Annotated in this window: 20 protein-coding genes and 1 tRNA gene; 11 read left to right on the top strand and 10 right to left on the bottom strand. The window is 57.8% G+C overall.

Translation table 11 applies throughout. From position 1 onward, the window contains the following. Nucleotides 1–7: 7 nt before the first annotated feature. Complete coding sequence (locus tag G6K99_RS02905; RefSeq protein WP_062453752.1) at nucleotides 8–1,255, bottom strand: FAD-binding oxidoreductase; 1,248 nt, start codon at nucleotides 1,253–1,255, stop codon at nucleotides 8–10. 286 nt (nucleotides 1,256–1,541) lie between these two features. Here G6K99_RS02905 and G6K99_RS02910 point away from each other — a divergent pair, with 286 nt between their 5' ends. The 6 genes from G6K99_RS02910 to G6K99_RS02935 all read left to right on the top strand — a co-directional run bounded on the left by G6K99_RS02910 (nucleotide 1,542) and on the right by G6K99_RS02935 (nucleotide 10,014). Then, nucleotides 1,542–3,008 (top strand): MDR family MFS transporter, encoded by a 1,467-nt coding sequence (locus G6K99_RS02910; RefSeq protein WP_174195653.1) that lies wholly within the window; start codon nucleotides 1,542–1,544, stop codon nucleotides 3,006–3,008. Nucleotides 3,009–3,102: 94 nt separating this feature from the next. Beyond that, nucleotides 3,103–3,393: a hypothetical protein gene (locus tag G6K99_RS02915; RefSeq protein WP_062579170.1), complete on the top strand. Its 291-nt coding sequence runs from the start codon at nucleotides 3,103–3,105 to the stop codon at nucleotides 3,391–3,393. A gap of 607 nt (nucleotides 3,394–4,000) precedes the next feature. After that, complete coding sequence (locus G6K99_RS02920) at nucleotides 4,001–4,759, top strand: ImuA family protein (protein WP_062579172.1); 759 nt, start codon at nucleotides 4,001–4,003, stop codon at nucleotides 4,757–4,759. Beyond that, the gene (locus G6K99_RS02925; RefSeq protein WP_174195654.1) at nucleotides 4,677–6,191 is read left to right on the top strand and encodes a DNA polymerase Y family protein; all 1,515 of its coding nucleotides are present in this window, start codon (nucleotides 4,677–4,679) and stop codon (nucleotides 6,189–6,191) included. The genes G6K99_RS02920 and G6K99_RS02925 overlap by 83 nt, the downstream gene beginning before the upstream one ends. A gap of 10 nt (nucleotides 6,192–6,201) precedes the next feature. Beyond that, a complete protein-coding gene (locus G6K99_RS02930; protein WP_174195655.1) occupies nucleotides 6,202–9,462 on the top strand; it encodes an error-prone DNA polymerase in 3,261 nt (1,086 codons plus the stop codon). A gap of 246 nt (nucleotides 9,463–9,708) precedes the next feature. Further along, nucleotides 9,709–10,014, top strand: a complete 306-nt coding sequence (locus G6K99_RS02935; protein WP_062453746.1) for a hypothetical protein — start codon at nucleotides 9,709–9,711, stop codon at nucleotides 10,012–10,014. A gap of 84 nt (nucleotides 10,015–10,098) precedes the next feature. On the opposite strand, the gene G6K99_RS02940 is transcribed toward G6K99_RS02935, so the two are convergent. Both G6K99_RS02940 and G6K99_RS02945 read right to left on the bottom strand, forming a co-directional pair. Further along, a complete protein-coding gene (locus G6K99_RS02940; protein WP_062453745.1) occupies nucleotides 10,099–11,865 on the bottom strand; it encodes a bifunctional diguanylate cyclase/phosphodiesterase in 1,767 nt (588 codons plus the stop codon). A 48-nt stretch (nucleotides 11,866–11,913) separates the two neighbouring features. Next, nucleotides 11,914–12,543 carry a GGDEF domain-containing protein gene (locus tag G6K99_RS02945; protein WP_244631343.1) on the bottom strand — a complete coding sequence of 210 codons (630 nt, stop codon included), beginning with the start codon at nucleotides 12,541–12,543 and terminating at the stop codon, nucleotides 11,914–11,916. A 624-nt stretch (nucleotides 12,544–13,167) separates the two neighbouring features. Between G6K99_RS02945 and G6K99_RS02950 the strand changes: the two genes are divergently transcribed. Beyond that, nucleotides 13,168–14,991 (top strand): site-specific integrase, encoded by a 1,824-nt coding sequence (locus G6K99_RS02950; protein WP_244631344.1) that lies wholly within the window; start codon nucleotides 13,168–13,170, stop codon nucleotides 14,989–14,991. Nucleotides 14,992–14,995: 4 nt separating this feature from the next. Here the strand turns inward: G6K99_RS02950 and G6K99_RS02955 are convergent, their stop codons facing one another. Then, complete coding sequence (locus tag G6K99_RS02955) at nucleotides 14,996–15,376, bottom strand: hypothetical protein (RefSeq protein WP_174195656.1); 381 nt, start codon at nucleotides 15,374–15,376, stop codon at nucleotides 14,996–14,998. A gap of 42 nt (nucleotides 15,377–15,418) precedes the next feature. Then, nucleotides 15,419–15,808 carry a helix-turn-helix transcriptional regulator gene (locus G6K99_RS02960; RefSeq protein ID WP_174195657.1) on the bottom strand — a complete coding sequence of 130 codons (390 nt, stop codon included), beginning with the start codon at nucleotides 15,806–15,808 and terminating at the stop codon, nucleotides 15,419–15,421. Nucleotides 15,809–16,001: 193 nt separating this feature from the next. Between G6K99_RS02960 and G6K99_RS02965 the strand changes: the two genes are divergently transcribed. Together G6K99_RS02965 and G6K99_RS02970 are read left to right on the top strand one after the other, a co-directional pair. Then, nucleotides 16,002–16,400 (top strand): hypothetical protein, encoded by a 399-nt coding sequence (locus G6K99_RS02965; RefSeq protein ID WP_174195658.1) that lies wholly within the window; start codon nucleotides 16,002–16,004, stop codon nucleotides 16,398–16,400. A gap of 1,066 nt (nucleotides 16,401–17,466) precedes the next feature. Beyond that, nucleotides 17,467–18,747: a PAN domain-containing protein gene (locus G6K99_RS02970; protein ID WP_244631345.1), complete on the top strand. Its 1,281-nt coding sequence runs from the start codon at nucleotides 17,467–17,469 to the stop codon at nucleotides 18,745–18,747. Between the two features lies 1 nt (nucleotide 18,748). Here the strand turns inward: G6K99_RS02970 and G6K99_RS02975 are convergent, their stop codons facing one another. From G6K99_RS02975 to G6K99_RS02995, 5 genes are all read right to left on the bottom strand, one after another. After that, nucleotides 18,749–19,858: a DUF4268 domain-containing protein gene (locus G6K99_RS02975; protein WP_174195659.1), complete on the bottom strand. Its 1,110-nt coding sequence runs from the start codon at nucleotides 19,856–19,858 to the stop codon at nucleotides 18,749–18,751. 19 nt (nucleotides 19,859–19,877) lie between these two features. Further along, nucleotides 19,878–20,549, bottom strand: a complete 672-nt coding sequence (locus tag G6K99_RS02980) for a hypothetical protein (RefSeq protein ID WP_174195660.1) — start codon at nucleotides 20,547–20,549, stop codon at nucleotides 19,878–19,880. Nucleotides 20,550–20,579: 30 nt separating this feature from the next. After that, entirely contained in the window at nucleotides 20,580–21,656 is a 1,077-nt protein-coding gene (locus G6K99_RS02985; RefSeq protein ID WP_174195661.1) for a PD-(D/E)XK nuclease family protein, read from the bottom strand. Between the two features lie 181 nt (nucleotides 21,657–21,837). After that, nucleotides 21,838–21,927: transfer RNA gene (locus G6K99_RS02990), tRNA-Ser, on the bottom strand. A gap of 120 nt (nucleotides 21,928–22,047) precedes the next feature. Further along, nucleotides 22,048–22,581: a hypothetical protein gene (locus G6K99_RS02995; protein WP_174195662.1), complete on the bottom strand. Its 534-nt coding sequence runs from the start codon at nucleotides 22,579–22,581 to the stop codon at nucleotides 22,048–22,050. 136 nt (nucleotides 22,582–22,717) lie between these two features. Here G6K99_RS02995 and G6K99_RS03000 point away from each other — a divergent pair, with 136 nt between their 5' ends. Beyond that, complete coding sequence (locus tag G6K99_RS03000; protein ID WP_174195663.1) at nucleotides 22,718–24,253, top strand: class I SAM-dependent DNA methyltransferase; 1,536 nt, start codon at nucleotides 22,718–22,720, stop codon at nucleotides 24,251–24,253. Further along, nucleotides 24,250–25,449 (top strand): restriction endonuclease subunit S, encoded by a 1,200-nt coding sequence (locus G6K99_RS03005; protein WP_174195664.1) that lies wholly within the window; start codon nucleotides 24,250–24,252, stop codon nucleotides 25,447–25,449. The genes G6K99_RS03000 and G6K99_RS03005 overlap by 4 nt, the downstream gene beginning before the upstream one ends. Nucleotides 25,450–25,452: the final 3 nt, after the last annotated feature.

Raw genomic sequence — 25,452 nt, forward strand, 5'->3', positions numbered from 1 at the left:
AAGAGGGTCAGACGTTAAACCGCTCCGGCCTGTAAGCGGATATGTCGATCCGGGTCTTTTCGCCCATCATCGCTTCCGCGATGACCTGACCCGTGACCGGACCGAGCGTCAGGCCGTGATGCGCATGGCCGAAGGCGAACCACAATCCGTCGTGACGCGGCGCCTTGCCGATGACAGGCATCATATCCGGCGTGCAGGGGCGGGCACCCATCCAGGGCTCCTTGTCCAGCCGCTCACCAAGCGGAAAGATCTCGCGTGCCACAGCTTCGGCGCGGGCAAGCTGAACCGGTGTCTTCGGCGCATCGCGGCGCGCAAATTCGGCACCGGTCGTCAGCCGGATCCCCTGGTTCATCGGGGCCAGGAAATAGCCGCGCTCTGCATCCATCGTCCAGCCGTTGAGTTTCGCATTGCCCTTTGGCGCATAATGCATGTGGTAGCCGCGCTTGACGCCGACGAGGAAATTGTAGCCGAGCGGCTTGGTCACCGTGTCCGACCACGGACCAAGTGCGACCACGACATCCTTCGCCTCGACCACGCCTTCGCCGGCAATGATGCGCCAGCCGGTCGCGGTCTTCGAAAGGCTCTTTGCGTCACCCGTCAGCACCCGACCGCCAAGCTTTTCGAACAGCGCCACATAGGCACGCGTCAGCGCGAGCGGATCCTTGACCGCCCACGGGTCTTCCCATTTCAGCGCGCCGATGAAATCGTCGGAGAGATTGGGTTCCGCAACCGCAAGTTCCGCAGGCGTCAGAACCTTGAAGGAAAGGTCGTATTCGCGCTTCAGTCGGTCGGCTTCGCGCACCGTCTCGTCGAGCTTGGCCTGCGAGCGGAACACTTCCTGCCAGCCGTTCTTGGCAATCAGATCCTCGGCGCCCGCCTCGCGGATCAGTTCGTCATGGGTGGCGATCGAATGCTCGATCAGCGGCGCATAGGCGCGGGCGATCAGCTCATGCCTCGGCACATTGGAATGCCACCAGTATTTTGCCAGAAACGAGGAGACCGACGGCATCGCGCTCCAGTGAAAATGCGCGTCGATGCGGTTGTTCCTGGCATAGCGCAGGATCTGGGCGAACTGCTGGGGAAAGCTGTAGGGGACAACGCCCTCGCGCTGGATCAGGCCGGCATTGCCGTAGGAGGTTTCCATCCCGGGCTCCCTGCGGTCCACCAGGGCGACCGATTTTCCCCGTCGCGCCAATTGCAGAGCCGTCGAAACACCGATGATGCCGGCGCCGAGAACGATCACATCCGCTGCCATGATATTGAATCCATATGAGATAACTGAGCAGGTTACCATGACGCCGGGTCAGGCGCAGCGCAAATGAAAATTGCAGCGGCCGCCTGGATATCCAAGGGGTGAGGAGCGCTTGTGGAACTTGATCTAAATCAAATATAGCTTGACGCAACCAAGTTTGCGCTCCTAAGTCGATGACGCACTGACGGCCACCAGAACTTGCAGATGCACGCTTTGCAGACGCAATATCCTGCCGCGACCGCCGAATTTCTCTCTTGTCGCGCCCTCCGTCAGGGCTTCGGATTCATTCATGTCTGAAAAAGTCTCACATCGCGGGCTCGTCGTAGCCGCGATCATGGCAAGCATGGCGATGATCGCCATTGAAGCGACCATCGTCTCCACCGCCATGCCGCAGATCGCAGCCCAGCTCGGGCAGCTCAATCTCTACAGCTGGGTGTTTTCCGCTTTCCTCCTGTCGCAGACGGCGCTGACCGTGGTCTTCGGCAAGCTTTCCGATATCTACGGGCGAAAGCCGATCGTGCTGGCTGGCATCGCCGTCTTCCTGGTCGCCTCCATCCTCTGCGGATTTGCCTGGTCGATGCCGTCGATGATTGCCTTCAGACTGCTCCAGGGCATCGGCGCCGGCGCCATTCAGCCCGTCGCCATGACGGTGGTGGCCGATCTCTTTCCGGGCAGCCAGCGTGGAAAGGTTCAGGGCTATCTGGCCAGCGTCTGGGCGCTCTCGGCCGTGGTTGGACCGCTGCTCGGCAGCGTCATCATCCACAACCTGCCCTGGGCCTGGATCTTCTGGATCAACGTGCCGGTAGGTCTCGCCGCTGCCGCAGCGTTCATCCTGTTCTACCACGAGGAAAAGCACACCCGGACGGTCTCGATCGATATCCTGGGCGCCGTGCTGTTTGCCGTCTCCATCTCGGCGCTGATGATTGGCCTCACGGTCTCCGAGACCGGATTGTCGACGTCCGCGATCGTCTCCTTCGTCCTGTTCGCCGTGTCGCTTGCGCTGTTCATCTGGCAGGAGCGCCGCGTCGAAGAACCGATGGTCGCGCCGGATCTCTGGCTCTACCGGCCGATTGCGGCCGCAAACATCTCTGTCTTCTTCGCCTCCATGGCGATCATGGGGCTCACGACGTTCCTGCCCATGTATGTGCAGACCGTGCTCAACCAGTCGCCGCTGGTGGCGGGCTTTGCACTGACCATGCTTCTGCTCGGATGGCCGTGCGGCGCAACGATCGCTTCGCGGAACTTCACCCGGTTCGGGCTGCGGCCGATCATGCTGGTGGGCGCCGTGTTCGTCCCCGTGGGAACCTTCCTCCTGACCCTGCTGACGCCATCCAGTTCGGCGGTGCTTGCGGGTGCCGGCTCGCTCGTCATGGGCTTCGGCATGGGCCTTCTCAATATCGGCGCACTGATCCTCACCCAGGGAAGCGTCGCGGCCTCGCAACGCGGCAGTGCCACGGCGTCGAACGTCTTTTCCCGCAACCTCGGCAGCACGCTGGGCGCGGCGATTCTCGGGGCGGTTCTGAGCTGGGGCCTTGTCCATACGACCAGCGGACAGGCGATCACGACCGACCAGCTGCGTGCTCTCCTGAACGGAACCGGTCTCGTGAGTGGCGATGCCGAAGCGGTTCGCCTTGCGCTGCAGGACGGCCTGCACGCGACCTTCCTGACCATGCTCCTGTTTGCCGTCCTGATCGTGCCCGCTTGCCTGTTCGTGCCCCGCGATGCCGTCCACAAGGACGAGCCCGTGCGGGCCTGAACCTTGAAATCTGGCGCCAACATGCCCATTTCGCTGTGAACGGGGCCCTACCGGGACCGATATCGTCACAACGACTATTAAGGTGGGTGGCACGATGCAGCAGATGACAAAGACAATCCGGGACCTGACGATCGAGGAGCGCGAAGACGCGCTGATCACCATGGCGCACGCGCTTGAAGGCGCTGCCAGAGAAGCCCTGGTCGAAGGTAACCGCCAGTTCGCTGCGATCTCCGGCAACATGGCCGAAGCGATCTTCATCAACGCCGATCAGCTTGCACGCGATCACGTCGAGGAAGCCGAACAGGTTCTCGAACAGGCCGTCCAGATCATGGTCGAATATGAGGCCGAACACCCCTACCGGATCGTCAGCACCGCGATCCACTGAGGACGGCGGCACGGCGGGCGACGGGCAACCTTGCCCGCCTCCCGCATTCTCTCGCAGTGGAGAAGACGCCACCTGATGCGGCAAGCCTTCACTGGTCTCCTATACAAAACGTCTGACATTGAACGCCTGCAAATCCAACGTCGAGTTCCTCGGCGATGGCACAGATGGTAGCGTTGTGCTCCTTGGTGTCTGCGGGAATGGGAAAGAGCCAAAGGGCGGCGGCTCGTGGGCGGATGGCCGCAGACGGCCATAGTCCCGCATGAGCGCGAGTGTTCATCCCCTTTGGCTCTGCCACACATCGCCGAGCCACTCTGTTACATTCTTGATATGCAGATTGGCGATTTGAGAACGGAAAGTTCTCACGGTTTTCGTGTCGCCCTAGCCCAGATCAAGAACATGCAAAAAATCTCAAGCACTCCATCGAGCCTCTCAAGCCGCCTACAAAGCTGATTCAGAACGATGAATCTTCACCGGCGCTAAAATGCCGAGAGCTATCCCGTTCTGACCCCGCTTGACTCTTCTGTCGCGGCGGAACAGAAACAGAACACCAACATTCTTTGGGACATGAAGTCCTGTGCAACGCGAACCTTGAGGAGGGCCGTGAACGATGTCGCATGCCCCTGCCTCAAGGCTTGTCGAGGAACTGAGAGACCGGATTGCGCATCTGGAAGGCAGCGTGTCGCGCAAGGCGCTTGTGCTGCCCTTCGGGGTGCCTGACGTCGACGAGCGATTGCCGGGCGGGGGGCTTGCCTATGGCGCATTGCATGAAATTGCAGGCGGCGGGGCGGGTACAATCGATGGTGCCGCGGCCGCCCTGTTTGCGGCAGGTATTGCGGCCCGGGCCAAGGGAAAGGTTCTCTGGTGCCTGACCCGGCCGGATCTCTTTGCGCCGGCGCTGTCGCAGGCCGGGCTTCACCCCGACCGCGTCATCTATTGCGAAGCCGATAAGGAGGAGGACGTGCTTGCCTCGATGGAAGAGGGGCTGTCCTTCGGGGGATTGGCGGCCGTCGTCGGGGAACTGGTGAGGCTGCCGATGACCGCGTCGCGGCGTCTTCAACTGGCTGCCGAGAAGACGGGGACGCTCGGCCTGGTCGTCCGGCGCTGGCGACGGCAGACGGAGGCCTCCGACTACGGTCAGCCGACGGCGTCCACAACACGCTGGAGGATCAGCACCCTGCCGTCCGAGCCGCTTCCTGTCGCCGGCGTGGGACGGGCGAGGTGGCTGGCGGAATTGATGCGGGTAAAGGCGGGGCAATGTGCCGAGTTTGAGTTAGGAGCCTGCGATGCCGAGGGTCGTGTCTGTTTACTTCCCCTATCTAGCAACGGATCGGATACGTCGACATGGCGAGGAAGCCGTGTCGGTTGACCAGCCGCTGGTCGTGGTCTCGCGCAGCGGCTCGAAACGCTGGATATCGGCAGCCGATACGGCTGCCCGCAAGCTGGGCCTCAAAGTCGGCATGGCTGCCAGCAAGGCACAGGCGATGATTGGCAACCTTCATATGGTGGACGCCGATCCCGTTGCCGACGCCGCAGCCGTCGAGCGCCTGGCGCTATGGGCGCTTCGTCAATACAGCCCCGTCGTTGCCGTGGATGGAACGGATGGCATCGTCATGGATACCGAAGGTGCCGATCACCTTCAGGGTGGTGAAGAGCTGCTGATCTCCGGCGTTGTCAACGGTCTCCGCGGCAAGGGCCTGACGGCACGTGCCGCTGTCGCCGATACCTGGGGCGCGGCGCATGCACTGGCGCGACTGACGACGAACGAAACGACGGTGGTGCCGCGCGGTGATGTCACCAAGGCCGTGATCGGACTTCCAATCCACTGTCTGCGGCTTGCGGCAGATACGATCCAGGCATTGCGCATCCTGGGTATCGACACGGTAGGAGAGCTGTCGGCACTGCCGCGTGCGCCGTTGACACTGCGATTTGGTCCGGAGGTCGGACGCCGTCTCGATCAGCTCTTCGGCCGTCTTGCAGAACCTATCGAGCCGTTGCGCACGCCGGATCTGGTCGAGGTGGCGCGCAATTTCCAGGAGCCCATCGGTGCGTCCGATACGATTGCAAAATACGTCCGCCGGCTGGTGGCGCAACTGACCGCAAAGCTGGAGGAGCGGGGGCTGGGCGTCCGGCGCTCCGATCTGATCATCCATCGCGTCGACAACACACGCCAGTGTCTTCGAGCAGGACTTGCCAAGCCCGTGCGTGATCCTGCCCGCCTGACAAAGCTTCTCTGTGACCGTATCGAAAAGATCGACCCGGGTTTCGGCATCGAGCGGATGGTGCTGGTGGCGGTCATGGCCGAGCCGCTGGAAATAAAGCAGGTCGCAAACGCGCTGGTGGAAGAGGCGGTTGTGGATGTGACGCCGCTTGTCGATATTCTCGGCAACCGGGGCCAGCGCCTTTACCGCATCACGCCGGTCGCCTCCGACGTTCCGGAACGATCTCTCCGGCGGATCGGACCGACGGCCGTCGAGACGGGTGCCGAGTGGGCAGCCAGGTGGCCGCGGCCGTCACGGCTGCTGGCTTATCCCGAAGAAATCGAAACCATGGCTGTCCTGCCCGACCAGCCGCCAGTCGTCGTCACCTGGCGCGGCAAGCGCCGCCGCATCGTTCGTGCCGATGGGCCCGAGCGCATCTTCGGCGAATGGTGGCTCCGGCCGCGCGAAATGCAGGCGGTGCGCGATTACTTCGTGGTCGAGGACGAGCACGGCGATCGGCTGTGGGTCTTCCGCGCCGGCGACGGCGTCGATGCAGGCACGGGGTCACACAAATGGTTCCTCCACGGCATCTTCGGGTAAGGTTTGAACTATGCGCTATGCCGAACTCCAGGTGACCACGCATTTCTCGTTCCTGCGCGGTGCAAGCTCCGCGGAAGAACTGTTTGCCACGGCCGCCGCACTGGGCATCGACGCCCTTGGTGTCGTCGACCGCAACTCGCTTGCCGGCATTGTCCGGGCTTGGGAAGCGGCGAAGACAACCGGGGTGCGCCTGGTGGTGGGCTGCCATCTCGATCTCACGGATGGCATGTCGCTGCTCGTCTACCCGACCGACCGGCTCGCCTATTCCAGGCTCACCCGGCTGCTGACGCTTGGCAAAAGTCGGGGCGGCAAGGCCAAGTGCGTTCTCGACCTTGCTGATGTCGAGGCCTATAGCGAGGGCCTCATCGCGATCCTCATTCCGGATGAGGCGGACGATGTCTATGCGGGTCAGCTCCGCAAGGTGGCCGCAGTCTTTGGTGACCGCGCCTATGTCTCGCTCTGCCTGCGGCGGCGTCCGAACGACCGGCTGCGGTTGCATGATCTGTCGAACTTGGCGCAGCGTCACAAGGTGAAGACGGTGGTGACCAACGATGTGCTCTTCCACGAGCCCGGCCGCCGACAGCTTCAGGACATCGTCACCTGCATCCGCAACCGCACCACCATCGACAGCGTCGGCTTTGACCGGGAGCGGCATGCTGACCGCTTCCTCAAGGCGCCGGAGGAGATGCACCGCTTGTTTGTCGACTATCCCGAAGCTCTCGCAAGAAGTCGCGAGATCGTCGAGCGTTGCCGTTTCGACATGAGCGAGTTGCAGTACCAGTATCCTGAAGAGGCAATTGTGCCAGGGCTCGACGCCCAGCAGTCGCTGGCCAAGTTCGCCTGGGAAGGTGCGGCGGAGCGTTATCCAGAAGGCATTCCCGACAAGGTCCGCAAGGCAATCCTGCACGAACTCGACCTGATCCGGAAGATGAACTACGCTGCGTATTTCCTCACCGTCTTTTCCATCGTCCGCTTTGCCCGCTCCAGGAACATCCTCTGTCAGGGCAGGGGGTCGGCCGCCAACTCCGCCGTCTGCTATTGCCTCGGCATCACCAGCATCAACCCGGAAACAGGAGACCTCCTGTTCGAGCGCTTCGTTTCTATGGAGCGTAACGAGCCACCGGATATCGACGTCGACTTCGAGCATAACCGGCGCGAGGAGGTCATCCAGTGGATATACGAGACCTATGGCCGCTCGCGCTCCGCCCTCTGCTCCACCGTCACCCGCTACCGAACCAAGGGTGCGCTGCGCGATGTGGGCAAGGCGCTCGGCCTGCCCGAAGACCTGATCGGTCAACTGACCTCCGGCGTCTGGGGCTGGTCGAAGGATGGCATCGGCGAAAAGCAGCTTAAAGAAAACAACATGAACGCATCCGACTACCGGCTGCGTCTGGCGCTCGACCTTGCCTCGCAACTCATGGGAGCGCCGCGCCATCTTGGACAGCATCCCGGCGGCTTCGTGCTGACGCAGGACAGGCTGGATGATCTTGTCCCCATCGAGCCCGCCGCCATGGATGACCGCCAGGTGGTGGAATGGGACAAGGACGATATCGACGCGTTGAAGTTCATGAAGGTGGATGTGCTGGCGCTTGGCATGCTGTCCTGCATGGCCCGCTCCTTTGAGCTGCTGGCGGAGTACAAGAACGAAGCGATGGGTCTGGCAGACGTTCCGCAGGAGGATCCGAAGACCTACGCGATGATCCGCAAGGCGGATACGCTTGGTACCTTCCAGATCGAAAGCCGCGCCCAGATGGCGATGCTGCCAAGGCTCAAGCCACGCACCTTCTATGATCTCGTGGTTCAGGTCGCCATCGTCCGCCCTGGCCCGATCCAGGGCGACATGGTGCATCCCTATCTGCGTCGGCGGGAGGGCAAGGAGAAGGTGGAGTATCCAACGCCGGAGCTCGAGGCGGTGCTTGGCAAGACGCTCGGCGTCCCGCTCTTCCAAGAGAGCGCCATGAAGGTTGCCATGGTCTGTGCGGGTTTCAGTGCAGGCGAGGCGGACCAGCTGCGTCGGGCCATGGCGACCTTCAAGTTTACGGGCGGCGTGTCGAGGTTCAAGGAGAAGCTCGTCACGGGCATGGTCAAGAACGGCTACTCTCAAGACTTCGCGGAGCGGACGTTCAGCCAGCTGGAAGGCTTCGGCTCCTATGGCTTTCCGGAAAGCCATGCAGCTTCGTTCGCCCTCATCGCCTATGCCAGTTCCTGGATGAAGTGCCATCATCCGGATATCTTCTGCGCCGCTCTCCTCAACTCCCAGCCCATGGGGTTCTATAGCGTTGCCCAGATCGTCACCGATGCCCGCAACCACGGGGTGGAGGTCCGGCCTGTCTGTGTCAATCGGTCTCGCTGGGACTGCACGATGGAGGAGACCGGAAGGCCCGGCCGCTTTGCGGTTCGTCTCGGTATGCGCATGGTAAAGGGGCTGCCGCTGAATAATGCTGCCAGAATTGTTCTTGCCCGTGTTGACCAGCCTTTCGAGAGTGCCGACGACATGTGGCGGCGATCCGGCGTGCCGACAGCGTCGCTGGTCAAGCTGGCAGAGGCCGATGCCTTCCTACCGTCGTTGAAGCTGGAACGGCGTCAAGCGCTCTGGGACATCAAGGCGCTGCGCGACGAGCCGCTGGAACTATGGGCGGCAGCCGCAAAGCGTGAAGCAAGGGTCGTTGCCGAGATGCAGGAACCCGACGTGTCGCTCAAGTCGATGAAAGAGGGCAGGGAAGTCGTTGAGGACTATTCCCATACGGGCCTCAGCTTGAGGTCGCATCCTGTGTCTTTCCTGCGTCCGGAACTGAAGAAAAAGCGGATCGTCACCTGCGCCGAAGCGATGGGTGAGCGCGACGGCCGCTGGCTCTGGACGGCGGGCCTCGTCCTCGTGCGTCAGAAGCCTGGTAGCGCCAAAGGCGTGATGTTCCTGACGCTCGAAGATGAGACGGGCGTCGTCAATGCCGTCGTCTGGCCCTCGCTATTCGAGAAACAGCGCCGGATCGTCATGTCGGCTTCGATGATGGCGATCCATGGCAGGATACAGCGCGAAGGTGAGGTCGTGCATCTGGTCGCCCAGCGCCTGTTCGACTTTTCCGGCGATCTCTCCAGTCTCGGCGAGCTTGGCGGCGACTTCCCCTTGCCGTACGGCCGTGGCGACGGAGCCAAACATGGCAGCGGGCCTGATCCCCGCGACAATCCGAAGCCTGTCATCCCGACGCGCGACATCTATATCCCGGATCTCCACATCGATACGCTCAAGGTCAAGTCGAGAAACTTCCATTGACCGGCAAGGATGTCAAAGACAGCGTTGTTGATATTGCTCTCAAGTCTGTCCTGTTTTGCCTGTGCTCCAGCTGGTTACGGCTTCCCTCGCAGGGTTGGAGCGGCGGGTTGCGTATCCGCACGAATTCGTCCGTGTCATCCATTCCAGGACTGACTGCGGACGTTGATAGCGTCGGCGCTATGCCCGCTTGAAAGCGTAGACCAGGCGCATGCGGGAGAGGGCGCATGCTCACGATATGTCTTTTTGATGGATCAAAGTCAGCCCTCCGGTGTTGTTGAAGACAGAACGGATTATGGGATGACCGTTCTCCGGAGGCCCGCTATCGTGAAATCACGTATCGAAGTCGTCAATGCCGTGACGGATGTTTTAAGACGGTTGCGGGTCAGGCCGCCATCGCAGGTCAAGTTCGGGACGATCGCGAACACGCCCGCGACTACCGGATATTCAAGAAACGAACTTCTGAACGCGCTCTACGCCCTGGAACATGAAGGCGTCATAGCATTGCACCATGACAACAGCTTCAGCGTCTTGAAATCATCGACCTTGATCTAGCTTCCGGCAGAGCCGACACGCTTGAAACACGATGCGCGTTGGAAATTCGACATCGTCTGTTTCTCGTGCCGGCAGCCTATCGGATCAGCATGCGATCTGGTGTTCTATTTTTCTCTCGAAGAACCATTCTTCGAATGCGGCTGGCGACAGCGGCTTTGCAAAAAGATACCCCTGCGCTTCATCACAACCCATCTTGCTCAAAGCCTCGGCCGCCTCGGTCGTCTCCACCCCTTCCGCCACGACCTGGTAGCCCAGGTCGTGCGACAGCTGGATCATCGATCTGACGAGATTGGTTTCGCGAAAGCCATCATCCATGCTGCGGATAAAGGATTGATCGATCTTGACCACGGTGGTCGGCAAGGTCTGGAGATAGGACAGGCTGCTGTAGCCCGTGCCGAAGTCGTCGATCGATAGTCGGACCCCGCCATCGGAAAGCGCCTGCAACTTCGCCAGCGCGTTTGCCGCGTCCTTCATGATCGCGCTTTCGGTGACCTCCAGCTCCAGCATCGCCGGCCGGATACCATGTCTCAAGAGGGACAGTTGCACCCGTTGAACAAAGTCCGGTTCATCGAGGTTTGCCGCCGAGATATTGACCGATACCGGAACGATTACCCCCCTGGATTTCAGGTTGCCGGCTTCGCGCAGAGCGGCATCCAGAACCCACGCGGTCATCTTGCCTATATGTGGAGACTGCTCGATGATGGGAGCGAATTCGCCGGGGGAGATGGCTCCCAGTTCCGGATGGAGCCAGCGCAGGAGGACTTCTGCTCCGACGCAATGGCCATCCGGCAAACTGACACGCGGCTGGAACACGATCGATAGCTGATCGCTGCCTTGAAGGGCGTTGTCGAAATCCTGCAGCAGACGGAAACTCCGCTGGTAGCGATCGTCACTGGCCTGTGAAAAGACCGCGACATGTGTCGCTGTCAGACGAGCGTCCTGCGCTGCGCTGCTCATGGCACGCAGGAAATCCGACGGCGTGGTGTCGGGTTTGAGCGGCGCGACGCCGATTGCCGGCGTCATCAGAAATCTGAGGTCCGACTCGTCGTCCAGGTCACCCAGCAGCTGTCTGAGGTAAACCATGCAGTCGAGGCCTGCGATATTTCTGTCCCTTATGAACGCAAACTGCGTCGTGGAGACGTGATAAAGTGTTGTTTTGCCGCCAACGATGGCTCTGAGCCGCTGTGCGGCATCGCGCACTTTCGCATCGATTTCGGCTGTTCCCATCACGCGGGAAAGGTCGTCAAGCTGCCGCGTCTCGGCAAGGTCGATCAGGACACCGGTATAGGCCGTCCGCCAGGCCGGTCCTCTGAGAAGGTCGCTCACGTCCTCGGAAAACTGGGTACGATTGGGAAGCCCGCTGACCGGCTCGATCCTGCCATACGCATGTTGCAGTTCGATCTGGGCCATCACCATTGCGGCAAGGTCCTGGAGACTGGCAATCTCGTTCTCGGTGGTCTCACGCGGCTCGGCTCCAAGGACACACAAGGCGCCGAGACAATGCCCCTCGCGCGTCGTGAGCGGTGCTCCCGCGTAAAAACGCACGCCTGTCTTTGCAAGGACACTGTCGTGGTAGTGCGCATCCTTGGACAGGTCCGGAACGACGAGAAGTTCGGTACTCTCGGCCACTGCCGCACAGGGCGCCTTGTCTCGTGGAATAGACTGGTGCTCCACCCCGACACGCGCCTTGAACCACTGCCTGTCGGAATCGGTTAGCGATATGGCCGCGATCGGCAGGTCGAATATCTGGCTCGCCATGCGCGTGATACGGTCGAAGCTCTCACTTGCTGGCGTATCGAGCAATTTCAAAGAGTGCAGAGCGGCGAGACGGATTTCCTCATTGGTTTTCATGTAATATCTCAGTCGTAATGTCTTTTCGGGATAAAGTTGGGACGGCGTTTAAATTGACATTCTCACAAGGTTGCGGCCTGACGCCTTTGCCTCGTACAGACGGCGATCTGCCGTCTTGAACAGTTCTTCGTAACTGGTGTTTTCGCGGAAGGTGGCCCCGCCGATGCTGACCGACAGCAGCCCTTCGCCAACGTCCCTGGGGAAGGGCAGTGCGCGGATCCTCTGTCTTATCAGCTCGGCCGTGCGCGACGCCGTGTCATCGACAACAGACGGCAGGAAGACGGCGAATTCTTCGCCGCCGACGCGTCCGACAAGATCTGCCGGCGACAGAGTTTCCTTGATCGCCCCAGCAATCAACTTCAGGGCCTGGTCACCCGCCTGATGCCCGTGACTGTCATTGATTGCCTTGAAATGATCCGCATCAACGATCAGAAACGATCCCGTTTGCGGAAGCGATCCCGCCCGCGCTCTTTCCAGATAGGCTTCGACCAGCATTTCGAATGCACCGCGGCTAAGCACGGCGGTAAGACTGTCTGTCGAAGCAAGCCGCTGCAGCTCCACCTTGGCCACGGCGAGTTGCCGAATCTTCTCCAGCAGAAAGTAAAAGAAAGGCCCGCCGATCAGGGTCGGGAGCAGGATGTCTGTCGCGAGTGCGCGACGAAAATGATCCTGCGACATCTCCGCGAAATTAAACGAGTCCGCCAATACTGCGGCGACAACGCAAAGAGCTGTGCCAAGCAGTGTTCCTGCAAACACACGCAGTCTCGAAGTCTCTTGACGGATAAGGTGGACGAACGGCAATGCTGTACCCTAGATTCAGACCTTCTGAATTAGCATCTGCCTATTAAGAAAAGCGCTATATCAAACATTCAAATCGTCTCGATTTGGTACGTAGATACCCGTACATGTTGGGCTTGTCCCATGCGCGGCAAATTCGGATCATCGACAGTGAGATCCGCTCGGGTCATGACCGGTTGAACTGCTCACGGAGTGCGCTGGCAATAGGCTCTTTTCGAAGTTGCGCTCGGATATTGTTCCCGATTGCCGGACGGTCTCTCGGGCAATTGTCGCGTGGACGAGTTGAACCTGCCAAGTAATACCGAGAAATGACGCGCAACCAAACGCGACACCATTGGCGCTGAGAGTTTTGCAACGACCGCGATTGTTGTCGGGGAGAATTGGCTGGGGAACCTGGAAAGTAATCCAACTTTCAGTAACCCCTTGTTGCGAAACAACCTATTGCAAACAATTAGCTTATTTTCTAGGACTGTTCCGGTTGGGTGTTCCGGAATAGTGCTACGGATGGGCGATTTGGCAAGAGTTACATATCTCGAACGACGAAACGCTACCTATTATGCGCGGCTGGACGTCCCACTCGATCTCGTTGGCCATTATGGGACGACGACGCGCAAGAAGTCTCTGCGCACCAAGGATGAAAACGAAGCGAAAAAGCGGCTCTGGCCTGTAATAGAAGGTTGGCGCGCTGAATTCGAAGACGTTCGTGCGCGCCGGGAAATAACCTCGGACGACAGGGCGATCGCCGTCTGGCAGCACTACGAGGCTACGATAGACGGTTACGATCGCAAGCAGCGGTCGATGCCCACGCCGGAGCAGATGGACGCCGAGCTACACCAGATCTATCGCCAGATCGATATGGGTGAGATCACGTCAGAGAATTTCTTCGGCATGATTAATGCCTACACCGACTATGAACTCATGCTTCGCGCACGCACCGATGACACAAACCTCCGTGCGCGGCGGCTCAAGGCGCTGAAGAGCGCGCTTACAGCCGGCGATGCGAAGTTGATCGAACCTGCAGTGAAGAAGTTTGTTGCCCAGCATCGGCTGCTTGTCGACGCGGGATCCGATGAATACCGCGAGCTCTGCAGCTTGATGACACGGGCGGAGATAGAGGGGCTGCAGCGCACCCTGGAGCGTGACGCAGGAGATTTTTCGGGCGCTCCGAAAGATCCCATCGTCAAGCCGGCGAGCGCTAGCGCCCGCGAGGCGGCAGCGCCGGGCGAGACGATCATGGAAGTGTTCGAGAAATACGCCCGCGAGAACCCGAACCAGATCAAGTTGGACACGCTGGCACAAGCTCGACGGGACGTGGGACTGTTCGTTGAATACGTAGGGAGCACATGCCCGGTGCATCGTATCGATAAAAAGGCAGTCCGCGAGTGGAAGGCGCTGTTGCTGCAATATCCGGTGAAGGCGAGCGAGACGAAGGCATTCGAGGGCATGAGGCTTGCGCAGATCGTGAAGCACAACGAGACGGTGAAGAAGCCGACTATCAGCACGGCGACCGTCAATCGCTATCTCTCGGGCTTCAGCGCATTTTGCACTTGGCTGGCGAACCATGGCTATATCGCTGCAAACCCTGCGGCTGACATGTTCTTGAAGAAGTCCAAGGAGAAGACCACGAAGCCGTTCACGGTCGCGGAAATGAATGCCCTGTTCAAGTCACCGTTCTTTACCGGATGCCAAAACGATGAGGCGCCACGGTTCTGGAGCAAACCTGGAAACGTCCTGATTCGCGACCACCGCTATTGGGTGCCGCTCGTGATGCTTTATTCCGGTGCGCGTCCTGCGGAGATTGCGCAACTCGGTGTTGACGACGTGCGTGAAGATCGCGGCTACTGGATCATGCACATCACCACCGAGGGGGAGGGAGATAAGAGCGTGAAAACGGACGGATCTATGCGTGTAGTCCCGGTTCATCCCGAGTTGGTAAAGCTCGGCTTGCTCGAATACCACGCCGACTTAAGGGAGCGAGGCCAGAGGCGCCTATTCTCGCTCGCAGAGCGCAATGAACGCGGACAGATGATCGCCGACTTTAGCCGTGACTTCCCGCGCTACCTTACGAAAATTGGCTTGAAGGACGGTCGCGGCTTGTCGCTTTACAGCTTCCGCCACGGTGCGGCCGACGCGCTACGTCGTGCCGGCTATCTCGATGAGCAGTTTGGATTTATTCTGGGGCATACGTCCGGCACGATGACGCAACGCTACGGCACGTTACCGCAAGGGATGCTTGAGCAACGGGTGGAGCTGGTGAACGCTATCTCCTACCCCGGGTTAATGATTGATCATCTGAAGGCAGTAGATAGGGTGGGTGAGGCCGCTTAGCCCGCTACTCCGGTCGCCTATCGCCCGCGTCGCGGTCAAGGAGGTAACCCCGGCGCCAGTCTGGAGCCGCTTCGACTGCGGCCTGATAACGCCACCGTTGTTTCGTGCGCGGCTTGACCCAAGCTACAGACATTCGTTTGCCTTGATCAAGAGCGTGCCTGATGGCTTGCTGCATTTCTGTTGTCGGCTTCACCGGCACTACACGCAGGCCGCTGGTCTCTATCTGCTCAAGCATGAAACGCGCGATCAGGGATGCTTCTTCTGGCTCTATGGCAAAGCCCCGATCCGACAGCCCTGTTCTCAGCGCTTTCTTCAGTATGCGCCATGTGTCGATATCGGCCTGGGAGGCGCCAGGGGGCCGAATTTCACTTGTCTTTTTTGTCATGAGAATTGCCGGACCCCTTTCCCTGCGTGATACGCCGCACTGCTAACGAGATTTTTTCCTCTTCTTCCTCTTCTTCCTCTTAGTGTTTTGTGCCTCTTTCTCTTCGTCCTCCGCGCCGCCCTCGCTGGGAGCCTGCTGGCCAAGGACATGCATGGCAATAGCTTCCCAAATGGCATCTACCTCCGCTCTGGGGAAATACTGCAACAGCACGAAGTGGATGAGTTCGCCTTGGTCGATGCCGAGTGCATCTGCGGTCGGTCTGGCAAATTGCACCGGGAAGTAATGTCTCCCTGTCACAAAGTAGATGATCTTGGTGTCTTTCACTCCCAGCCGATCAGCAAGATCTCGATACGACATTTCCAATCTGGTGAGGTGGGTCTCTATGATCTGGCCGACGCGCAACGCGGCGTGGGGATTTTGATATGAGGTCATTGAATCAGCTCGATTGAATATCATTGTATTGATACCGGCTTTATTGCAGTTGGCAAATTGAATCTCAAATAGAGCATATTGTAAGTAATTATTTACTTACAATATGCCAAGCTATAGCCTTTAATGGAATGAATTTCCCCAATAGAATTCTGCTATACTTGTCTTGAGAGAATTGAAATGCGAGAGGCATAAAATGAGTTCAGGACGCAATTCGGAAGTGGCGAGCTTCATCCAGGAGCACATTGAGGAGAGTGCCTACACCGTGGAGGAAATCACTCTCCTCCTTGGGTTTCAAAGCACTGAAATGGTCGAAGGATTTTGTCGCGGAGAGCGGAAGGTTCCACTTGATAAGGTGAACGCGTTGGCTGAGGCGTTGGGTTGCGACAGGCGGCGGCTCTTCCTCCTCGTTCTCAGCAGTTGGTTCGATACGGATTTCGTTAGGATGCTCGAAGAGGTATTTGCAAATGGCTCTGCCTCGTCAGTGGAGCAAGGCTGGATCGACTTTTTGCGGGATTTCTATTCCGGAAACATTCCTGAGTTGACCCCTCAGCTGCAGCGCCGCCTTCGATTACTGGTAAGCCTGCCGAGCTAATCTCGGCCACGGCTTATCCGCGAGGCGCGCCATTCCAGGCATGGGAGGTTCCAGTCTCCGATACGTCGTGGGCGCGGAAGGCATCCCCATAATACATGCACCCCCTTCCTAGGACATTGATGTTCGGGTAACCAGCAAGGAGCCAGCCCCATACGTTGCATGTCAGCGGACTCGGGAGGCTGCAGGGCACCGGATGGTGGCGGACAGGAACGGCGCGCGTGCTGAGGCATCGTCCACGAGCAGCAGAGTCTGATCAAAAGACCCCGATATCGCTCTTTGTCGCAACCGCTTTTGTTCGTGCAGAGAGATCGGACGCTGCTGTGTTGATCATTCTTCGTGTGAGACGCCGGTGGGTGCGAATATGTTTTCGACGCTGGCAATCAAGGTGTCCCGACACGGATGGAGGGTATTTGAAATAGATCGCATGCGTATTTCGCTCAGTTGGTGCTCAAACGCCCATAACAAGGGCATCAAACTAATGCCATGCAACTAGATCGTGTCCGGCCACCTTTACATGAGCGTCTAAAACACGGATTTTTCGTAGATCTGTCAAGTTTTGGGAAAGGTGGCGTCAAGGTTGAGGTCGAATTCCGCAACGATTTCGGATTTGATGACAAGGTAGCCTGCAACCTTAGATTGGTTATTTCATATGTTTTGGCTGCCCACCTTTACATATGCAAGGTCGAGAGTCCCGCAATGTAAAGGTGCACCGTGTCTGCGCGGAGAGAGCGTGACGACGACGCACGTTGTCCCCCGGGTCCTCCCAGGCCACGTCAGCCAGGGGTCGCTGGTGTGGTCTTATTCTGGTAATGCTCAGGAGCCCCGGTTCCGCGACGACGGACCTGGTGCATGCCAGCGTCCTCTGGGTTTCTGTCGTCGATATATCAATCTCCGTTTGTGATTTAGGTGGCGCGGATGATGACCCGGAAAAAGGGGCGAGGATCTTCCCAACACGCGCGGGGTCGGCGATTAACCTCACCCGAGAGTTGATCGTTAGGCCGTCTACAGCCCCCTTGTCCCTTCGACTTCGATGTAGTTTGATGGCGCTGGGTAAGGGTATCATGTCATGCGTCATTGGCTTAAAATCGTGTTCGCGAGCGTTTTGGTATCGAATGCTTGGATCTGTGACACGAACGCAGCCGAGAAGGCGTTCGGCCCCTTCACGGTTGACGACGCCAAGCCGGATATCATCGCGCTCAATGGCGAGATCGACGTCAACTCCGGCCTGGCCTTTCGCCGATCGCTTCAAGCGGCACCGAACGCAAAGCTTGTCACTCTCAACAGCCCAGGCGGCAATGTGCAGATGGGCTTGCTGATTGCCGACGATATCCACCAAAGGAAGCTGGCAACCTATATCCCGAAGGATAGCAAATGCTTCTCGGCGTGTTCGTTCGTGTTCCTCGCTGGTAACGAGCGGAAAGTTGACGGAGCGCTCGGCGTTCACCAGATTTCGTCTGACTCTCCTGACCTGGTTGGCGCACAGCTCGCTATTTCTGACATCATCGAGGTGCTCAACCGATTTGGGACGCCGATGGATGTGATGCAGGTCATGTTCAAAACCCCGCCTGACGACATGCATGTGTTCAGCCAGGATGAGGTCGAGCGATACAAGCTCAATCGTGCGAGCGGCACCCTGTCTCCTAGTTCTGCTGGCGTTGGTAACACCAACCCGATGAACGATCTGGAAACCAAGGTCGGGAGCCACACTGCTTCAAAGGACGTCCCTGGGGAGGTCGTTTCTGCACCGGTGCCGCCAGAATCGAACCAGCAGGCAAAGTTATCGCCGCTGGAGGAGTTCACGCGGCGCCCCAACCGAATAGCGGTCTACACTGGTCTTGATCTCTTTGGTGATGATATTTCGTCAATTCGAGTTGCCGATGCGGGGGCTTGTGCCAAAAGTTGCTTGGTTTTGAATGGCCAGTGCAGGGCGTTCACATTCAACTCGAACCCAAAGATAAAGCGGGGGCCGAACTGCTTCCTGAAGTCGAGCGCTGGTCGAGCGGACGGCAATAGCGTCGCGTTCTCTGGTCGTTTTCTCAGCGGCGCCGAGGGCGACCCTTCTGAACTGACACTTGGGACTATCGACCCACAGACTGCTCTCCACGACGACATCGACTTGAGGGGAGGCGATCTCTCGCGTCGGCCAGAACGTTCAGCCAAGACGCCGCTAGATTGCAGACTAGCGTGCATCGACGAGAAACAGTGCGTGGCCTTTACGTATATCAAGCCGAAAAAGGAGTGCTGGCTCAAAGGAGCGGTCGGCACTCCGGTGTTCGGCAAGGATATGGTGTCGGGGCTGAAAAAGATTGAGACCTTCGCGCCTGCGAGGATCTTAAGCTTGGACTGATCTACTTGGCAGGCAAGGTAGCGAGCCTGTCCCGAAAAGCTCTCTCAAGCCGTATGACGGCGTCGACCATGTAGTCAATCAATTCTGGCCATTGCTCCCGATCGAAGACATTTCCAGGTCGCTCAGCCTTGATCCTACAGGCGCGCTTATCGTCCAACCTCTCCCATGTCAGAGTTTCGCCAAAGCTTTGCTCAATCTCGGCTCGGTCGCGGAACCATGTGTCGAAGAGATGTTCATTCGATTCCTTGCTGCCGACATCAATATAAACTTCTACCCGAGCGCTCTCTCGTCTCACGACTAGCGCAAGGCTGATTCCTCGGCGACCTGTATTAACACTGAGCCAATTTCGAATTCCCGGCGCGACCGTTCGAAATAGGTCTGTCCGAGGATTTGTTGCCGCTAACAGGACGGACCAAAACTCGCGGCGTAGCGTGTATCGGACTTTCTCTGCTTCGATGCCTTCGATCTCGTCCTGAGCTTTTGAGGCCAGGCCGATCATGAATTCCTCCGCGTCCTTCGTCGGAATGATCTGATCTATCGTTAGAAATAGATCGTCGCCTCGCGAAAAGGGGGTCACTCGAAAGCACTGGATCCGGAGCTTGAAGCTCGCCAACCAAAGAACAGTCGACGTCACTTCCTTACGGAAGTTTGCGGCGACAAGCATGATGCGTTGAGTGACGCCCTTGTTCAGAACGACTTCCTGATATTCATCTGCATCGAGGAAGGCACACAGCTCGTCTTCTGCCTTGGAGCCAAAGGAGTATCGATCAAGGTAGGACTGGAAAATCTGCCGGATGTCATCCTTCGTCAGACGCGAGCAGTAAGAAGCATATTTCATCGCTTGCCAGGTCACGTCTCTGCCGGTGTCATCGAGCTTGTTCTCTATGATCACCAACGATCCCTGCTTGTCGATTGCAAGAAGATCGAGACGCTCCGATGTGTCCGAGAACCCCGCGAACTCTTTCTGGATGACTAGCAGCTCCTCACCCAAGGCATCCGGCTTGTGCGCTAACCATTCCTGGAGATGCGCACGTTCTCGAAATCCAAGTTCTGCGAACGAGCTTTGCTCAAGCTTCTCTATACGATTCTGGTGCTTATCAATTTTGAACATTTATCTCTCATTGTGCCGATTAGATCTCAAGGAAGGACGAATCACCGGTTGCCCACCCAAGACGAAGCCGCGTTCCGCTCTTAAGATCCAGCTCGACCACTTCATCAGGCACAACGTCTGCGCCTAGCATGGCCGCAAAGCTCGCGAAGTCCGAGAACCAGGCTTTGTCCTGGGCGAAGGAATGGACGATCATAGCAGCTTCGTCCGTTTTGAACCGTCGGGATTCTATGATCGCAGAGGCAGTCCGGTGCAGAAGCTGGTAGCGGATTGACCCGGCAGGCAAATCTTCCAAGCCGAGAATCTCGCATAGATGACCCATCCGCAGGATCTTGCCGGGAGACGCGTCTGCTATCCATTCGCCCACCGTAGGACCAAAAGGCTCTCGCACCTTTCCTTCAATCATCGCAGCGCAGGTCTTTTCGCCGTGTCTTATCAGAGCGAAAACGTCGTTCTGGCTTTCTCTTCTCCCGCCAGGCAACGGCACTTTGTGTTCGGGTATCGCAATCAGGAGCTCTGGTTCACCTGGGAACATGCGTGCGACCTCTGGCGGAAGACCTGAGCTAGCCTCCCAGCTGTGAGCGAGGGTCCTAGCGGAGTAACCGGTCCGCCATTGCTTTTCGGGTTCAGCGAGAAACTGTTGCCATGCCGATGGACCTGAGCTGGGAACGTAGATCCTATTTGATTTCGCCATCCACGCCCTCGATCTAATGCAAATCACCCATTACTGAGATAGGCGCTTATCGGCCTCAACTAAGCCAAGCCACTCAGCTGGAAGTTCCGGATGCGATATCAGCCAGACGCGCAGCTCTTCGGCCTTGATGATGCCTGCCTTGAGGGCAGTGAGCTGAGCTTCAAAATCCTTCTGATTGTCGACAGGCTCCGTCGGAAGAGACATAATCAAGCCAGGGTTGGGTCGGATCTTTGTCGGACTCATAGCTGAGAAAACAGCTCCCAATTCCGATGCGTCGGCAGTTAGCTGCTGAATTGCACCTGGTGAAGCAACTCCCCAACCTGCGAAGGTCACGGCTACGTAGTTTGCTCGCCGCTCTAAGCCTCTTCCTAATTCATGCGCAAACCGCCGAGGCCGTATTGCAGCTGGAAGTTTCGCCAGCGAGATCGCTTGATCGAAAATCATCGAGGTGCTTTCTCGCGGATTAGCAGGCTTGCGCATGCTGGGACCCGGCACAATCGCCGGAGCAACTTCTGCCAGGAGAGAGACATATTTCGCATTGAAGTCCCCAACAGCCTCGTCCGGAATCGGCGAGTATCCTCGGCGATGTTTGTGGATCGCCTGGTCAAGAATCTCTGCCCGGAACCTGTAACGCAGCACAAGATCGCAGCCGGCTTCATTAAGTAGCTCGCGAAAAAAACCAGCTATCGTCTCATACGATACGACGCTGTCGAATTTACCGGTGAAGCCCGGATGCTGCCGAGCGTAGGCTTCAGGACAGATTATCACCATCGATCGCTGTTTATAGCCTTCCGCAAGGGCTCCCAGTTCTTCACGGTAGCTCTCGGCTTGATCCGGCTGCTCAGTCGCATCCAATTTGTTTTCAATTAAGACCGCTGAATGAGTGTCGTCCGAGTGGCAGAGGTCAATGAATATATCGATTTCACGTCTGGACCGTGTGCGTCGTTTGCTATGCTTCACGTCCCATGCAACTATAGGCGACGATATGCCTGCCTGTGCTGCCATCCATTTGGTGAACTCGAGAGACGTGTAGAGCTCTTCAACAAGGAGCAGGTCGACGTCTCGTTCTGTAGCATGGCTCAGTGTGGGTATGAATTCGTCTACCAATTCACGCTCCCACATTTGACTCATGAAGCAGGATAACCAAAACTCCGCATCCGTCAAAACAAATAAGACAATGTGAGGTCATCAAGAGTGCCGAGATTGTGGCCCTTGCCAACCCTCACCGAAATCCAAGATCGAAAAATTCCGCAAGTTACCACAAACCCTTAGGGTCTGAAGCCCATCATGGCCGAGGGGTGGGATTCGAACCCACGATACGGTTGCCCGTATGCCGCATTTCGAGTGCGGTGCTTTCGACCACTCAGCCACCGCTCCGCTTTGCTGGTCGGCGCATTTGATGCGCGGCTGTCTCATAGCGGCGAAAAATCGGGCTGGCATAATTCCATCAGATTTACTATCGCTGTGGCTCCGTAGTGCCGAGCGGGAGCTCAGGCTTTTACGGCCTAGTGAACAAAATCAGTTCCGTTGGATTAATCAGCCATTGCCCTGGCTTTTGCTTCCGGCTGCCAGCCACCAGGCTGCTTTGCTTCTTTTGGAAGAACGGCTCTCCAGCCTTGCTATCCATGAACATAATGTGTCCCTTCTCCGGAGCCGCAACGATCCAGTGCATCATCGGATCTTCGACTCCGATAATCGCGCAGGCAACATCCTGATCCTTAAAAACTTCATGAAACCGTTGCCAGTAGACTTCATTGGATCTCGGAGCTTGCCTCTTGAAAGGATAGCGAAGCTGAACGTTATCAATACCCATAACGTCCTTGCAGCGTTTTGCCATCCGCTGCATATCCGCGAACGTCGTGCCTTTGACCAGAACTTCGGGCCAACGGGACTTCGCCAATGCGCGGCATGCCTCTAGCAGAATATCTTCACCATCCTCGCAGCCGCACAACATATATGCGTTTACCAAGGCATACATGCCGCATAGGCCATCCAACCCGCCTTGATACGAAACCTTCAAAATTATCTCCATCAGCTCATACCTGCTTGAAGAACAGATATCTCGACAACTTTAACGGCAGGTTTTCGCCCTTGTCCTAACTGTAGTTTCTGATCACTTGGAAAAGCGATTGATATGGAAAACGATTCGGCCACAATTGGAATGCAGCATGCTCACAGGTGAAATCCGCTCAAAAGTCGATCAGGTCTGGAATGCCTTCTGGGCGGGCGGCATTGCCAATCCGCTGGAGGTGATCGAGCAGATCACTTATCTTCTGTTCATCCGCGGGCTGGACGACATCCAGACGCGCGAGGAGAGCAAGGCGACCATGCTCGGCCAACCGATCGAGCGGCGGGTGTTTCCGGAAGGCTCGGATGCCAGGGGCATGGCTTATGAGCGGCTGCGCTGGTCGCGCTTTCGCCATGAAGACCCGGCGACGATGTATTCGATCCTCGATCAGCACGTCTTTCCCTTCCTGCGCGAGATGGGCGAGGCCGGCTCTTCCCATGCCGAGCACATGAAGGGCGCCCGTTTCACCATCCCCACACCGGGCCTCCTCGCCAAAGTGGTCGACATGCTGGCGGAAATTCCGCTCGATGATCGCGATACCAAGGGCGATCTCTACGAATACATGCTGGGCAAGATCGCCTCTGCCGGCCAGAACGGCCAGTTCCGCACGCCGCGCCACATCATCAAGCTGATGGTCGAGCTGATGGCGCCGAGCCCGAAGGATGTGATCTGCGATCCGGCCAGCGGCACCTGCGGCTTTCTGGTGGCGGCCGGCGAGTATGTGCGCGAGCACCACAAGGGCCTGTTCCGCGATGCCGAACTGAACAAGCATTTCCACCAGTCCATGTTCCACGGCTATGATTTCGACAACACCATGCTGCGCATCGGCTCGATGAACATGCAGCTGCATGGCGTCGAGGGCGCCGATATCCGCTACCGCGACTCACTCAGCACCGGCCATGCCGACGATGCCGACAAATATTCGCTTGTTCTTGCCAACCCGCCCTTTGCCGGCTCGCTGGATTACGAGACGACGGCCGCAGATCTGCTGTCGATCGTCAAGACCAAGAAGACCGAGCTTCTGTTCATGGCGCTGTTCCTTAAGCTGTTGAAACCCGGCGGGCGGGCGGCGGTGATCGTGCCCGATGGCGTCCTGTTCGGCTCGTCCACAGCGCACAAGGCGATCCGCAGGATGCTGGTGGAGGATCACCGGCTCGATGCGATCGTCAAGCTGCCGTCGGGCGTGTTCAAGCCCTATGCCGGCGTCTCGACCGCGATCGTCTTCTTCACCAAGACCAATTCCGGCGGCACGGATCATGTCTGGTTCTACGACGTGCAGGCCGATGGCATGAGCCTTGATGACAAGCGGCAGATGCTGCTGCCCGAGAACAAGTTCGGCCCGGTGCCGCAGGTGCCCTTGAGCGCCGAGGACCATGCGAAAAACAACTTTCCCGACGTGCTGGCCCGCTGGAAGAACCGCACCGGCGCAGAGTGCGACAACCCGCGCACCGGCCAGAGCTTTTGCGTTTCGCGCGAAGAGATAGCCGCGGCCGGTTACGACCTGTCGCTCAACCGCTACCGCGAGGTGACCCACGAAGCCGCCGCCCACCGCCCACCGAAGGAGATTATTGCCGAGCTGTTAGCGCTGGAGGAGGAGATTGCGACGGGGCTTAGGGAGTTGGAGGGGATGCTGTGACGCCGACCATGGTTTCTCTCGGAGAGATTTCTGAATCGATCGTCGATGGTCCATTTGGATCATCGCTAAAGACCAGCGACTATGTAGAAGCGGGTGTTCCGGTGCTGCAGGGAAAGAACATCACCGGCAACAAATTCGTATGGAAAGAGGTGCGCTACATATCGCACCAGAAATCAAAAGAGCTATTTCGTAGCAATGTTAAAGTAGGAGATCACCTTCTTATCAAAATAGGCTCAATTGGATATTCAGCGATTATTGATGATCTCCAAAGCCACGAATATGCAATTATTCCAGCAAACCTAGCTCGTATCCGCCCCGATCGCGATCGTGTTAATGACCGCTATCTACATCACTGCCTGATCTCTGATCCTGTAAAAAATTACTTTCTGAGCGTCGCATCAAGCACAGCACAGCCGGCTCTCAGTTTGACAAAAATCAAAGACTGCAGGATCCCCCTACCGCCGCTTGACGAGCAGAAGCGGATTGCGGCGATCCTGGATAAGGCCGATCAGCTCAGGCAAAAGCGACGTCAGGCCATCGCGCTGCTCGACAGCCTCACCAAGTCGATCTTTCTGGAGATGTTTGGTGATCCGGTGATTAATCCGATGGGTTGGCCGACAGCATCAGTTGATGATTTATGCGCTTTGGTTGTGGACTGCGTGAATCGCACGGCGCCTTTGGCGGAACGTCCGACCGAATTCAAAATGATACGAACAACAAATGTCAAAAATGGGAAGGTTTTGCTATCAGAGGTTCGCTACGTTGAAGAAGAAATTTTTCAACGGTGGAATAGACGAGCGACACCTAAAATTGGCGACGTTCTTCTCACGCGTGAGGCTCCAGTGGGCGAAGTTGGCATTCTCGAAACGCCCGGGAATTTTTTCTTGGGCCAGCGATTGATGCTTTACCGTCCCGACTTGAGAAAAATTACTGCTGAATTTTTGGCAGCTTCTTTCCGGTCAGCATTTTTGATTGAACAGATCATGCAGAGTTCCTCGGGGTCGACTGTAAAACATTTGCCGCTGCCAGCTTGCCGGTCATTTGTATTCAGGGTGCCACCGATTGAACTTCAACAGAAATTCTCCAAGAGTGTATTATCTTTGAAGAATACGCTATCCGCACAGGTGAATATGAGCGCGGAACTTGGTGGCCTTTTCGCCTCCCTCCAACACCGCGCCTTTTCCGGTCAGCTCTAAGGC

It is taken from the genome of Neorhizobium sp. AL 9.2.2, from assembly GCF_013317225.1.
GTDB classification, from domain to species: Bacteria; Pseudomonadota; Alphaproteobacteria; order Rhizobiales; family Rhizobiaceae; genus Neorhizobium; species Neorhizobium soli.